Genomic DNA, 14,661 nt, shown 5'->3' with positions numbered 1-14,661 from the left:
CAAAACTCGTATGCTATTTTCATAAGAGAAAGAATACTTACATAACCTCATGCTAACTTTCGATTCACTTGCAAATAAATATATGTTGTCACATTTTTGACATGCTTGATCGAATATCATGAGCTGAAATAGCGTACACTGCATACAATATTTATTCATCCATGGTTAGAACGATTTGGCTTAAATGCCCGATTTTTCAGTTCCATCATTGAGGGAACTCACATGCAAAGCAAAAAAATCCGTTCTACCGTGCTTATCTTTTGGTTACTTCTCATTGCATTCATCAGTGCAGTCAGTACAACCATCTTTTCTGAAAGTTTCTTCAATGATAGTTTTGGAATCAGCCTCATCGTTTTTACAGCGGTTGGATTATTGATTAACATCTCTTACTTATGTATCCGTACCCTTAACGATATCTGTAATCCCACACACTAATATCCATTCCTTTTATCCAATCCTTTTTTTAATACTTTTGAAAAAATAATTTTAAAAACTCATTGTTGTGAATACTGAGTTTTATTGTTCAGGCTTTAGTACATTTCTAATTTAACGTATATTGATCACCATTTTCAGCACATGGACTTTGCGTAATGAGCAAACAGTTTGCAGTTATTGGTAATCCGATTGAACAGTCTCGCTCTCCTGAGCTTCACCAAGCTTTCGCAAAGAAAGTCGGTATCGATTTACAATATTCAAAGCGCCTTGCTCCCATTGATGGCTTCATTGAAAACATTCAAGATTTCTTTTCTAATCACGGTATTGGAATGAATGTAACTGTGCCTTTTAAAGAACAAGCCTTCGCACAATGTGCTGTATTGACTGAACGTGCCAAAATAGCCAAAGCGGTAAACACCTTATGGATGCAAGATGGCAAACTTCATGGTGATAACACGGATGGACAAGGCTTAGTCGATGCTATCACGACTTTAAATTGGCCATTACAAGACAGTTCTATTTTGATTCTTGGCGCAGGCGGTGCGACACGTGGCGTAATCTACCCATTGGTTCAAGCGGGTGTAAAAAAAATCGTCATCGCAAATCGTACACTAGCACGTGCAGAACAATTGATCACAGACCTTCAAAGTGCTGTTCCTGAGTGTGAACTATCCGTTATTTCTTTAAATGATCTGTCAGGTGATTTTGATTTTATTATCAATGCTACTTCTGCCAGCCTGTCAGGTGAAGCATTGATCTTGCCACCAGAACTACAATTTAAACATGCTTATGAAATGGCGTATGGCAAACCTTCGAGCTTCATCGATCAAGCCAAGGCGCGAGATGTACCCTACTCAGAAGGTTATGGTATGTTAGTCGGTCAAGCGATTGAATCATTCTCAATTTGGAATGGTGTTAAACCCGATTTAAAAGATTTTATTTAAAAGCATATTTTAAAAGACATCGTTAAAAAGCAAAAAAAGAAGCTCACTTGAGCTTCTTTTTAATTCAGATGATTCATTTGCTATTTCGTATAATTGTCTATGTACTTATAAGCTTCTAGATAAACTGACTGACTAAATAAATCTTCATATTCAGCTTTTAAAGCTGATACAGATGCTTCAGAAAGTTGACCTTTACGATCATCCATATAAGCTTTTGCATAGACTTGAGAAGCTTGAGTCAAACTTGCTTTATCAGACTCAGTTACATCATAAATATCGATATATTTTTGCAAATAGAGCTGTGCAAAGATGGCTTGTTCAGTTCTGTATTTCTTTTTTAGCTCATTCCACTCTAACTGCTTTTTATAATCTGCAATACCATCCTGTACGTATTCATTCACCGTTGAACCCAAACCATCAAAATCATGTCCACTTTGCAGCGCATGTTTTTCACGAAGTTGGTTTAAACGTTTTAAAGCCTGTCCGTTAGGTTGTTCTAAATCCTCTACAAATTGATATGCATAGATCTCTGAAATTTCATCTAAGGCTTTTGCAGAATAATATTTGAGGTATTCCGCACGGTATCCAGCAAAGGCTACAACGAAAGCTGCTTGGTATGCTTTAAGCTCCGATTGATGTCGCTTATAACTTTGCAAAGCAACAGTACTCAAATAATCAGGTAACTCGATCTCAGCTTCTGTCTCACTTGCTTCAAGTGTGGCTGCAGCTGCTGCATCAATTGCATCTTGCGCTGCTGCTGAATGGGACTCGCCAGTAATCGGTGCCAATACCCCCTTGATCGCATTTTCGAGTAAAGAGCCTTTACTGACTTCCTCAATGGATTGAGCCTTTTTCAAAGCCTGTCGATCAATTGCTGTCGCATTTCCATAATTTAAAATTTGATTGGTGCTTTTGAAGTTAAGCTTGCCAAAATCAGACTCATTAAATGCCATATCATAATCAATATTCTGCACACGACCTTTTGGATCTAAAGTGAGATCTATCACCACACTGGTTGTTGCAGTTTGATGCTCTGCTAAAACTTTTTTAATCTCAGACTCATGCTTTTGCCATAATTGTTTAAACTGCTGAGCATCAATAAGCTGTTGTGATTGGTATGGCTTAAATAATGGTTTAAGTTGTTCAAGCGCTGTTACAGAAGCATCCTCAGAACTCGCTTCCTCAGCATCAGCGATTGCATCGCCACTTTCCTGAATGTCATCACGACTTGGAATCACTCGAACATCTTGATAGTCCATACACAGTGTCACCTTACCAATCGGAACATTTTTTGTTCTCACTAAGGCTTCACAGATTTCTTCTGAGAGCGTTCTAGATTCTTCATTATGCTCTAAACGATCCGTTTCCTCTAAGTCTTCTAAAGAAACTGCTGTTGCATCAGCTGCGGCATCTATAGCATTTGCAGCAGCTTCAGTCGCTGTCTCTGCTGTAGCGTCATAAGCCGTTTGATCCGACTCATTTTCAGAACTTTCTTCATCTTCAGCACCATGGTCATGTTCGTGATACATCAAACTATGCATTTTTTCATTAATCAGCTGATAAACACGCTCAGATGATGCATATGCTTTACCTTCTTCATCTGCATCAGTAGATGACTCGTACGCTGCCTGAGCCGCCATAGCAGCGGCATCTGCTGCCTCTGTTGCTGCCTCTACAGCTTCTGAAGCTCTCTCGTCTTCAACGCTTTGGCTATCCTCGCTGTACTGCTCACCTTTTACTTGCTCGGTGTAGTAAATCTCGTTGACATAATCATAGAGTTCAAGCTGAGTATGAACGGTATCTAAATCGCCACTAAAACGAATTTTTTTCAATGCACCTTGGGCTTTCTCATCCTGAGTCAATCCCAAGGTATGGACTTGATTTGCATCTGCCAGTGTGTAGGTCAATGCATTCATTTGCTTTAGATATTCAGCAAAATTTTTAAGATCAACTTGCTCAAAAGCTTCTTTATGTTTTGAAAAATCAATATATGCCAAACGCCCTTGGCTATCACGATTCACCATAAACGGCATGATCGCAAAATAATTGGTATAAAACTTATATTCATTAAAATCAACAACCATCGGGAGCTGAGCTTGTATTTGCAAAGTTGGCTTTTGATAATTTAACTGCAACGTTAAAGCAGCCAATTTTTGCCTGAAATGAACCGAACCACTATAGCTAAACTGCAAATCATTCAAAACATTTACGAGAGACTGTGCGATTTGAGTTTTAGGCGAACGCCCCTCATAACGATAATCATCATCTGACGAGTCATTCTTTTCAGCCAAAGCCTGATAGAGCACTTTCTTTTCTTTTTGGCTAAATGGAATATTTTGAGTTCTGATTAATTGATCAATTTGCTTTTTAAGCTGAGGATCAAGTACAGGTACTGTTGGTTTATCTTCTTTTTCCTTATGTGTTTCTTCCTGCTCAAACTGTAAATCCGTTTGAATGGAAAATTGTCCTTTCATGTCATAACTGGAATTTTCAAATAAAGCATTGAGTCCCTGAGTCGCCTGTTCTGCGAGCCCTAAATTATGATCAGTATTGGATTTAATGACATGTTGACTACAACCAGTAATACTTAGTCCGAGCAAGCAAATTGATAAATATTTTAATTGCATAATATTCGTTAGAAACCTGAGTTATTTATAGTTTATTGTGATGTGATAGTAACAAAAAATTCACACAAGCAGTCTAACAAATAGATGCAATCCAGATGATGATTTATTCTACCAATTCGCTTTTCTGACATTTTTTAAATTAGTCACTATCAATGTTTTTTTGGCAATTCAGCTCATACTCTGTTTAACGATTGAATATTTTTAATATTTACAGATTTAGGAATGATTAAATGCCAGCATATAAAGCGCCTGTCCGTGATATTCGTTTCTTAATGAATGAAGTCTTTGACTACCCTGCGCATTACAAAACTCTAAGCAATGGCGAATCTGCAGATTCAGACACAATTGATATGATTATCGAAGGTGCGGCAGATTTTTGTGAAAACATTTTATCGCCACTGAATCAATCAGGTGATGAAGAAGGTTGTCATTTTAAAGACGGAGAAGTCACCACACCTAAAGGCTTTAAAGAAGCTTATGATCAATTTGTTCAAGGTGGATGGCAAGGTTTGTCTTACCCAGAAGAATTTGGTGGTCAAGGCTTACCGATGTCTTTGAACTTGGTCAAATCTGAAATGATGGGAACTGCAAACTGGTCGTTCACCATGTATCCAGGTTTAAGCATGGGCTGTATGAATACCATCATGCAGTTTGGCACAGAAGAACAAAAAAATACCTATATGCCCCATCTTACTGCAGGGACTTGGTCTGGTACGATGTGTTTGACTGAGCCTCAGTGCGGTACCGACTTAGGTCAAGTGAAAACCAAAGCAGAACCAACTGATGAAGGTACCTATAAGATTACTGGTACCAAAATCTTCATCTCTGCTGGTGAACATGATCTGACTGAAAACATTATTCACATCGTTTTGGCTCGTCTTCCAGATGCACCTCCAGGAACAAAAGGCATTTCACTATTTATCGTGCCAAAATTCATCCCTACTGCAGAGGGCGGTGTGGGTGAACGTAACCCTGTAACGTGTGGTTCAATTGAACATAAAATGGGTATTCGTGCTTCTGCAACAGCGTTACTTAACTTTGATGAAGCAGTTGGCTATTTGATCGGTGAAAAAAATAAAGGCTTACATGCAATGTTTACCTTTATGAACACCGCGCGTATTGGTACAGCGGTTCAAGGTCTTGCACATGCTGAATTGGCATTCCAAGGTTCTTTACCCTATGCGAAAGAACGTATGTCTATGCGTGCGCTTTCAGGTAAAAAAGAGCCTGAGAAAGTCGCGGATTCGATCATTCATCATGCTGATGTACGTCGTATGTTGATGACACAAAAAGCGATTGCTGAAGGCGGTCGTTCAATGATTTATCATGCTGCTCAGCTTGCAGATAAGATGACAGATGCATTGGCTCAGGGTGATCAAGCCAAATTTGATGATTATGATGACAAACTAGGTTTCTATACGCCAATTCTTAAAGGTTTCTTAACGGAACTTGGCTTAGAGGCAGCAAATCACGGTATGCAAATCTTTGGTGGTCACGGCTATATCAAAGAACATGGTATGGAGCAGATCGTACGTGATGCCCGTATTTCAACGCTATACGAAGGCACAACGGGTGTTCAAGCGCTTGATTTAATTGGTCGTAAAGTGCTTTTATCTTCTAAAGGTAAAGTTGTTCGTGACTATACGGCTGAAATCTTAAAATTCTGTGGTCAACATGCACGTAATAAATATATGCGTCGTTTCGCATGGGATTTAACCAAAGCCTGCGCACAATGGAATGCTTTAACTGTTCGTATCATGCTTGCAGCACGTAAAGACCGTGACATCGTATCTTCTGCTTCTGTAGATTATTTGATGTTCTCTGGCTATGTGATGATGGCGTACTACTGGGCTCAACAAGCGGCTGTTGCTTCTGCAAAATTAGCATCAGGTGAAGGTTCAGAGACTCCAGAATTCTACAAGGCTAAAATCAAACTCGCAGATTTCTATTTCGAGCGTTTATTGCCACGTACCCAAGGGCATGCTGAATCTATGGTAAACCCATCGAAAACGTTGACTTCACTTGCTCCTGAACACTTTAGCTTTGATTACTAAGTCATCATTCATACATTATGACTAAATAAAAAGATCGCTTCGGCGGTCTTTTTTTATTTTTGAATCATCATAGACTTCTATAAGCTTCGTAATCGTACAAAAAACAACAGCTAAACATCAGTTGAGGAGCCATATTTTTATTATTCATTCAAAAATATTTTCTTTTTTAAAACCTCAGTTTTATATCAACAGAGTTAATCCTATGAATAAGATACTTCTCACATCTCTGCTAAGCACATTTACACTGAGTACTTTAATGTTAAGTACAACCAGCTACGCCCAAATAAATCATCAGAATGTAAAAACAAAAACGCCATATTCGACTCAAAACTTAAATTACAGCGCAAGTGGATCCGCTGAAGTGACGATTCAACGTCCTATCGCTGAAGTCTTCAATACTTTAACTGATGTGAATCAATGGCCTAAAATCAATCAAGGTGTGACTCAGGCCATTGAACCGAAAAATCTTAAAGTTGGAAAAAACACCATATTTAAAGAATCTATCGCCAGTCCAATTCCGGGAATTGAAAATTGGACCAATGAATGGCATGTAATTGAGTTTGAAAAAAATAAAAAGTTTGTGATTGCTGGAGTTGAGCAATTCGCACAAGTTCCAATTCACTCAAAAATTACTTACGAATTTGAGCGTATTGATACTAAAACAACAGAATTTGAACGAACCATTGAGGTCACTTTAGATGAAAAATTTATACAAGGTTCAACCAAAGGCGAAGTTGAAGCACTTTATCGTTTTCTAGGTTCTCAATGGGAAATGGCGAATCATTTAAAGCACTATATTGAGACTCAAACACTTCAAAAATAGCAAATTTGATCCCTATCTATTTTGATTTATCCCACATATATTAAGGAAAAATACGGTTAAAAATACTTCACTCAATGGATGAGTCGCTCTATGATTTTAAGTGCATTGCCAACGCTCAATCGGAAAATGGCGACCTTAGTTGGTCTCACTGCGATTCTCTTCTGGAGTACAAATGTCGGTCTCATCCGTAGTGTTAGTGAAAGTTTTGGAGCCGTGGGTGGAGCAGCGCTCATTTATAGTGTTGCCTCAGTCATCTTATGGATGACCGTGGGACTCCCTAAACTCTCTACTGTACCTAAGCCATATCTATGGTGGGGTAGCCTACTCTTCGTTAGCTATGAATTATGTTTTGCCCTATCCATTGGTTACGCACAAAATAATCGCCAAGCGATTGAAGTTGGTATGGTGAACTATCTCTGGCCGACTTTCACCCTAATTTTTGCAATCATCTTTAATAACGTCAAAAGTAATTTTTTAATATTTCCAGGCTGTATTTTAGCTTTACTCGGTATTTGCTGGGTTTTAGGTGGTGAAGCTGGGTTTAATCCCATGCAAATGTACCAAAATGTAGTGCTAAATCCGATCAGTTATGGACTCGCATTCCTTGCTGCAATTATTTGGGCAGCGTACTGCTCCATTACCGTCAAAATGTCACAAGGTAAGAATGTAGTCACGTTATTCTTTGCACTCGCAGCCCTCGTACTCTGGATTAAGTATTTATTCATGGGGGAAGCAACGCTACATTTCACCTACCAATCTAGCATGACGCTCTTCATGGCTGCAGGAGCATTAGGCTTAGGCTATGCCGCTTGGAATATTGGAATCATTTCAGGCAATATAACCTTACTTGCAGGTGCATCGTATTTCACACCCGTGCTATCAGCCGTGATCGCTGCAATCCTATTAAACACTTCACTGTCGTTTACATTCTGGCAAGGTGTATGGATGGTGACTACAGGTGCGATTCTGTGTTGGTTTGCCACTAAATCCCAAACAGACTCACATTAAAATAAAGGCTCAAATAAAAGACCTCAAATTTCACAACTTGAGGTCTTTCATGCCGAACAACATTGAAAAATAAAGTTCATCTTTAAATGAATGTTGTTGAAGCGACTATTTTAAAATTAAAGATTTGTCATACGATTTACTTTTTAAATTCTTTAATTTCAATCGGCTTATCCTTTACCAGCTCTACAGTTCCTTGCATACCTGTATCGGTGCCTTTAAAATGAATAGAAACACCCTGATCATTCGCAAGCTTAATCCCACTACCCGAAATCACACGTTTTAGTTCATGTGTTTTATCTGAGTTATCGCTAAGCTGTGCTGTTTCAAAATTATCTGTCGTTTTTAATGCAATGGTAAGATCATTTGGACCTGTGAAGTGAATTTCTTGCTCAGCCTGAGCCGTCTGATCAATCGTAGTTGCTGTTTCATTCGCTGCTGGATTTGTTGACGTAGCGGGACTCGTCGCTTGTTCAGCAGAAGTCGGGGTAGTCGCTTCTTTCTTGTCTGCGCAACCAACCAGTGCAAAACCTAATAATGCTGTCGTTAAAAAATATTTCATGTCATCACCTTGAATCATCAAAGAATTAAAAAAATGTATTTGATCATTCTCTCAACAGATGTCGATAAAATCAGGATCGCTTACATACGAAGTATAAATTTTAACTTAGCAACAGAATTTGCTATCAATTCATTACATACGCTGAACGATGCACATGCAATTCAATATTTACAAAAACTCTTCCAATACTGAATTTAGAAATACATGACCTTGCTCAGTACAAGCAAGGCGGTTTTGATCATCAATCATCAACTTTCTTTGACGAAGAGAGATTAAAGTTTCATCTAACTCAGACAAATTTAACCCTGTGCGTTCTGCATAAAAGCTGGCATCTACACCTTCATTTAGGCGTAGCGCATTCATCATAAATTCAAAAGGCATGTCGCCAGCTTCAATCTTCTTGAACTGTAAATTTTCAGCAGGAACTTTAGCGAGATAATCTTTTGGTAACCGCGTTTTTTGGAAGCGATAAACACCATCGCTCATAGTCACTTTACCATGAGCGCCCGCGCCAATCGCAAGATAGTCACCAAACTGCCAGTAATTCAAATTATGCGTTGATGGTTTTTCTTTACGCCAAGCAGATACTTCATAATTAATATAACCATTGGTTTTTAAATAAGCTTCGCCCTGTTCTTGAATGTCTTCAAGTACCTCATCTACAGGGAGAATTGGCTGAGTTCTAAAGAAAACTGTGTTTGGCTCAATGGTCAATTGATACCAAGAAATATGTGTAGCGCCACTTTCAACCGCGAGCCTTAAATCCAAGAGCGCCTGTTCGATTGATTGCTCTGGCAAACCATGCATCAAATCTACATTGATACGCTCGAACCCAGCTTCATGTGCATTCTTAATTGCAGAAATAGCATCATTATTCGAATGAATTCGACCCAATTTCTTTAAATGATCGGTATCAAAACTCTGAACACCAATAGAAAGTCTATTGATGCCTACAGCTAAGTAATCAGCAAATGGATCATGTTCAACCGTGCCAGGGTTTGCTTCTAGGGTAATTTCACAACCATCTTCAAAAGGGACTATGGCTTTAAGTTGTTCAAATAACCATTGATACCCTTGTGCAGAAATGAGTGACGGTGTTCCCCCACCAATAAATACACTGTGAATTTGACGACCTTGAGCAAAATATACTTGAGTCTTAAAGTCCTCCGCCAATGCTTGTAAATATTCCTGCTCAAGCTCCATAGATAAAGCACCATTGGGGACAGCATGCGAGTTAAAGTCGCAGTACGGGCACTTGCGTACACACCAAGGCATATGAATATACAGAGATAAAGGAATAGATGCAGGATTTAAATCAGCCAAGGAACAAGCTCAAAATTTCAAAATCGTATTTTAACATGTCTACATCACAACACTGCCGATATTGTTTCAAATTTGCTATAGACTAATAAATAAGCACTGATTTATAAGCAATAAGTGGGAAATACGGATGTTAAAAATATCGAACCATTTACTCTTATTTTTGCCTCTAGCCTTTGGTATTGGCATCGCCATGAGCATACAAACGGCAATTAATACTCAACTACGCGAATTTTTATATTCACCCTTACAAGCTGCCCTTTTATCATTTTTCATTGGTACAATACTGCTCGCAGTCATGGTGTTTTTTCAACAAGTGGAAAAACCAAGCATTGAACTTCTCTCACAAATTCCTTGGTATTTGTGGTTAGGAGGATTACTTGGTGTTTATGCGATCAGTATGAGTTTATATACTGCTCCCCATCTAGGCTTTCTCTCATTGTCCGCTTTAATTATTTTTGGACAGATTCTAACTTCAATGATCGTCGATCATTTTGGTTTTTTAGGGGCTGATCAGACACCGATTAACTGGCAACGCTTACTGGGTGGCGTGGTGATTTTTATTGGTGTGCTTCTCACTTTACAACGCTAAACCTTACATCTAAGCACATAAAACATATGAGTACTTTTTGTGTCTAATGTTTCATCTGCGACATCATTGAGCTATGAACTAAAAAAACTATTTCATTTGATGATTCCGATTTTAATCACTCAATTTTCTCAAGCAGGTCTGGGGCTCATTGATACCATTATGGCGGGGCATTTGTCTGCAACAGACCTTGCTGCTATTGCTGTTGGTGTCGGCCTTTGGATTCCAGTGATGCTGCTTTTTAGTGGCATTATGATTGCCACCACACCTTTAGTTGCTGAAGCCTATGGTGCTCGAACGCCTGAAAAAATTGCAACCATCGCTAGACAATCCCTATGGGTTGCTTTGGTATTGGGTATTATCGCAGGCTTAATTCTTCAATTATTACCAGCAACTTTACCAATTTTAGGTGTTCCTGAATCATTACAACCGAAAGCGGGTTTATTCTTACACGCAATCGGTTTTGGTATGCCTGCGGTGACCATGTATGCAGCATTGCGTGGCTATTCTGAAGCGATTGGACATCCTCGACCTGTCACGGTCATCAGTTTAATGGCTTTGCTTGTACTGATTCCAATGAACTATCTGTTTATGTATGGTTTAGGGCCTATTCCTGCTTTGGGCAGTGCTGGCTGTGGTTTTGCAACTGCAATTTTGCAATGGATGATGTTTATTACCTTAGCGATTTATATTTTCAAAAATAAAGCTTACCAAAGTACGCAACCGCTCACCCACTGGGAAAAGATTAATCCATATTGGTTGAAACGCATTTTAATGCTAGGTTTTCCGATTGGTTTAGCGATTTTCTTTGAAGTCAGTATTTTTAGTACTGCTGCGATTGTACTCAGTCCACTTGGGGAAACTATCGTGGCTGCGCATCAAATTGCCATCTCGATCACTTCACAACTCTTCATGATTCCCATGTCTTTGGCAATTGCATTGACCATTCGTATTGGCACCTATTATGGTGAACAAAACTGGATTGCTATGCGTAAAGTCCAATCGATTGGATTGGCAACTGGTACGGTTTTGGCATTCATGACCATGCTTTTACTGTGGTTCTTCAAAAATCAGATTGTAGCGCTTTACACTTCAGATGTTGTAGTGACCCAAATCGCAGTGTATTTGGTGCTGTTCGCTATCGCTTACCAACTCATGGATGCATGGCAAATCAGTGCTGCTGGATGCCTTCGTGGTATGCAAGACACTAAAGGTCCGATGTGGATTACCATGATTGCTTATTGGGTCATCGCTTTCCCTGTCGGTCTTTATTTATCTCGTTTTACTGACATGGGCCCTGCGGGTGTGTGGATTGGTCTGATTGTCGGATTAAGTATCGCATGTGTGTTATTACTGACACGTTTATATATGAACAATAAGCGATTAGAGTCTCAGACAAAGCTCTTTTGATCGTTTAATCTGTAATAGTTTTATAAAATAGCTTAAGCAAAAGCCGATTCAAACGAATCGGCCTTTGCTTACTCTACTTCTCAATACACTAAGCAGATTTTGCATGATTCTGGGTTTGAGTATCTGCAACAGGACTTGCTCCAATCTGCCATACAAATGGCAAATCAGCTCCGTTCACCTCCCAATCACCAATTGCTTTTTCTTTATAAATAAGAGGATTGTGAGAAGAAACAGTTCGTGCATTACGCCAGAATCGATCAAGCTGTTTTGCACGGCTGCTTGCCGAAGCACTCAAGGCATTAAACAGATTACTGGTCAAATCTAATACCAATTTAGACACCACCACTTGTCCTTGTGCAGATCCCAGTTCAGCAGCAACATTCGCCTGATGCTCTAAAACCTCTGTGGACGTAAAATGACTTAAATAAGCCTGTTGCAAACTTTCTGCAACCTTTTGGGTGATGGCTTCACTGGCATATGCATTTGCAGAGGCTTGCCCAATCACTTGCAGTACCTGTGCATCATGACGAGCCAAATCAGCATTCCCATGACTAAAAATACGCTTACGTTCACGAACTTCATGACTAAACGAATCAACCGCTGACTGAGCAATTCCTGTCAGAGTCGCTAAATGAAATTGTTGATAATATGCGGTCTGATATTTAAAGCGATCTTCAAATGCAATGAGATGAGGCTCCTTTACAGGTACATTATTTAAGGTAAGTGTTCCACTCCCCGTAGTTTTTTGTCCGAAACCATCCCAATCATCGAGTACACTGACACCTTGATCATGACGATTGACAGCGGCAATTACAGGTCGCTGATTCACGTCATCATAAGCATATAAATCAATCCAATCAGCGAAAATACTCCCCGTTGAATAGTATTTAGAGCCATTCACTTCAAGCTGACCTTGAGCATTACGTGTTACCCGAGTCAGCACATCCCCTATTTTGACTGAGCCCACTTCTGTCCATGCATTCCCTACCAAATCACCTTGCACAAAGCGATTGAACCACACCTGTTGATTCTGATCTCTGTGAGCAATTAGGCGATCCTCGACAAAAGCGAAATGTCCACGCAAAGCCTGAATCACATTCGAATCTGCCTTGGCTAATTCAGTGAGCAATTGAAACAACTGAGGTAAAGATAGACCATCACCACCATATTTCACGGGTACACGTACAGCACCAAAGCCGACCTGCTTTAACCATTGAATCGGTTCAAACGGTAAAATAATCTCTGTTTCACGCTGTAATGTACCTTCAGCGATCTTTTTAAAAATTGGACGATATTTCTCAGCGACTAATTCGTAGTTTGCTGAAGTTGATAATTCTGAATAATCAATTTGAGTATTTGGCATTGTTATTTCCACACTATTTAGCAAGTTCTTTCTTAATTTACTTTCTCAATTTTGTTGTTTTATCTGCTCGTTATTCGAATCACTTCGAATAATCCCAAATCAGCTCCAAGGATGGCGCGGTGGCAAAACACCATTTAAGTAATAATTTCCAACAATGTTGTATTTCCAACGAACAGGGTCATGCAGCGTATGTGTGCGTGCATTTCGCCAATGTCGATCTAAATTGAGTTGTTGTAAAGTTGACCGTGCACCAGAAAGTTCGAATAATTTATTGGATGCTAAAATTGCAATTTCCGTGGTCAATACTTTCGCTTCTGCCACCAGTAACGTTGCTTGCGCCACTGTTTCTTCATTGGTCAGAGCAATCGCCTCATCTATTGCATCACCCGCCAAGTCCAGTACTGCTTCTGCTGCGCGTAATTTAATTTTTAACTCACCGATATTGGCAATGGTATAAGGATCATCACTGGCTTTCTCAAGCCCCGAATCAATCCAAGGACGGGCATGACTTTTCACATAATCTATCGTTTCTTGAATTGCACCACGTGCAATGCCTGCATCGACAGCTGCTTGAATGAATTGTGAAATTGCCCCTGCAGGTGTTGGTCTTTCAAAGGCTTTATAAATGGGTACGACATATTCTTCGCGAACCACGACTTGATTCAATTCAACCGAACCACTGGCTGTCGTACGCTGTCCAAAACCAGACCAGTCATTGGTAATGGTTAAGCCAGTGGTATCTCTCGGGATTAATGCTGCATAGGCTAAGCCAGCATCATCCACTGCAACTGCAGGTATCCAATGTGCGAGTAAAGCACCTGTTGCAAAGAATTTTTGTCCATTGAGTTCATAACCGTGCTCCGTTTTATGAATCGTTGTTTTTAAATCAGCGACAGTTTTACTGCCTTTTTCAGAGAAGGCATTGCCAAAACGAATCCCTTTTAACAACAAATCGAAGAAAAAACCTTTTTGCGCAGGACTGGCATCTAAACGAATATGCTCTACAAAGACCCAGTGATTTTGTGCAATTTGTCCCAGCGATGAATCGACACTAGAAATGGTTTTTACCACTTCTGCTAAGGTGCGGTATTTGACCTGTGCGCCACCATAGGTTTTCGGTACATTAATCGCCCAAAGTCCGCTTTGTGAATACTGCTGAATTTCATCTAATGGCAAGCGACGCTCTTGATCTCGAAGGGATGCCTCTTTCGCAAACTCTGCTGCCAATTGATGTGCTATCTGAATAGCTTCAGCATCGGATTGAATAATATGTGCATGTTTCTCTTGTTCAAAAACAGAAGCTGGAATGCTATGCCCATGTGAAAAGTGTGCGTGGCCGTGATTTAAATTACCCATGAATGATGCTCAAATACTGTATAAGTTATAATCAACTTAGCACCAAATGATGCGCTGATTTATACAATTAATTGCATTGTTTATCAGGCTTGATCTAATTAGTTTTTCATAAAAAATGATTTAATTTTTGCAGTTATTTTTCATTTATTTACAACTCATTAACAATTTCAAAT

The 14,661-nt window shown here is 39.5% G+C and carries 11 protein-coding genes; 6 read left to right on the top strand and 5 right to left on the bottom strand.

From position 1 onward, the window contains the following. Positions 1-590: 590 nt before the first annotated feature. Complete coding sequence (gene aroE, locus AC5YDM_RS11460) at positions 591-1,379, top strand: shikimate dehydrogenase (RefSeq protein ID WP_496152245.1); 789 nt, start codon at positions 591-593, stop codon at positions 1,377-1,379. Between the two features lie 80 nt (positions 1,380-1,459). On the opposite strand, the gene AC5YDM_RS11455 is transcribed toward aroE, so the two are convergent. Further along, complete coding sequence (locus AC5YDM_RS11455) at positions 1,460-4,006, bottom strand: hypothetical protein (RefSeq protein ID WP_496152244.1); 2,547 nt, start codon at positions 4,004-4,006, stop codon at positions 1,460-1,462. A gap of 230 nt (positions 4,007-4,236) precedes the next feature. On the opposite strand from AC5YDM_RS11455, the gene AC5YDM_RS11450 reads away from it, so the two are divergent. The 3 genes from AC5YDM_RS11450 (at position 4,237) to yddG (ending at position 7,891) form a co-directional block, all read left to right on the top strand. After that, on the top strand, positions 4,237-6,060 hold the full coding sequence (locus AC5YDM_RS11450; protein WP_496152243.1) for an acyl-CoA dehydrogenase C-terminal domain-containing protein: 1,824 nt from the start codon (positions 4,237-4,239) through the stop codon (positions 6,058-6,060). Between the two features lie 256 nt (positions 6,061-6,316). Continuing rightward, a complete protein-coding gene (locus AC5YDM_RS11445) occupies positions 6,317-6,883 on the top strand; it encodes an SRPBCC family protein (RefSeq protein WP_496152242.1) in 567 nt (188 codons plus the stop codon). Positions 6,884-6,973: 90 nt separating this feature from the next. Beyond that, on the top strand, positions 6,974-7,891 hold the full coding sequence (yddG, locus tag AC5YDM_RS11440; protein ID WP_496152241.1) for an aromatic amino acid DMT transporter YddG: 918 nt from the start codon (positions 6,974-6,976) through the stop codon (positions 7,889-7,891). Positions 7,892-8,027: 136 nt separating this feature from the next. Here the strand turns inward: yddG and AC5YDM_RS11435 are convergent, their stop codons facing one another. Together AC5YDM_RS11435 and hemW are read right to left on the bottom strand one after the other, a co-directional pair. Beyond that, positions 8,028-8,450, bottom strand: a complete 423-nt coding sequence (locus tag AC5YDM_RS11435; protein WP_496152240.1) for a hypothetical protein — start codon at positions 8,448-8,450, stop codon at positions 8,028-8,030. Positions 8,451-8,618: 168 nt separating this feature from the next. Then, positions 8,619-9,773, bottom strand: coding sequence for a radical SAM family heme chaperone HemW (hemW, locus tag AC5YDM_RS11430; RefSeq protein WP_496152239.1), 1,155 nt, complete (start codon positions 9,771-9,773; stop codon positions 8,619-8,621). A gap of 127 nt (positions 9,774-9,900) precedes the next feature. Here hemW and AC5YDM_RS11425 point away from each other — a divergent pair, with 127 nt between their 5' ends. Together AC5YDM_RS11425 and AC5YDM_RS11420 are read left to right on the top strand one after the other, a co-directional pair. Next, complete coding sequence (locus tag AC5YDM_RS11425; protein ID WP_496152238.1) at positions 9,901-10,362, top strand: DMT family transporter; 462 nt, start codon at positions 9,901-9,903, stop codon at positions 10,360-10,362. Between the two features lie 39 nt (positions 10,363-10,401). Further along, positions 10,402-11,769: an MATE family efflux transporter gene (locus AC5YDM_RS11420; protein ID WP_496152237.1), complete on the top strand. Its 1,368-nt coding sequence runs from the start codon at positions 10,402-10,404 to the stop codon at positions 11,767-11,769. Between the two features lie 88 nt (positions 11,770-11,857). Here the strand turns inward: AC5YDM_RS11420 and AC5YDM_RS11415 are convergent, their stop codons facing one another. Together AC5YDM_RS11415 and AC5YDM_RS11410 are read right to left on the bottom strand one after the other, a co-directional pair. Next, on the bottom strand, positions 11,858-13,132 hold the full coding sequence (locus tag AC5YDM_RS11415; RefSeq protein WP_496152236.1) for an acyl-CoA dehydrogenase family protein: 1,275 nt from the start codon (positions 13,130-13,132) through the stop codon (positions 11,858-11,860). Positions 13,133-13,231: 99 nt separating this feature from the next. Beyond that, on the bottom strand, positions 13,232-14,488 hold the full coding sequence (locus tag AC5YDM_RS11410) for an SfnB family sulfur acquisition oxidoreductase (protein WP_496152235.1): 1,257 nt from the start codon (positions 14,486-14,488) through the stop codon (positions 13,232-13,234). Between the last annotated feature and the right edge of the window lie 173 nt (positions 14,489-14,661).

Source organism: Acinetobacter sp. CY81 (assembly GCF_059515925.1).
The sequence above is the reverse complement of the archived record's forward strand: the minus strand, read 5'-3'. Positions and strand labels throughout refer to the sequence as shown.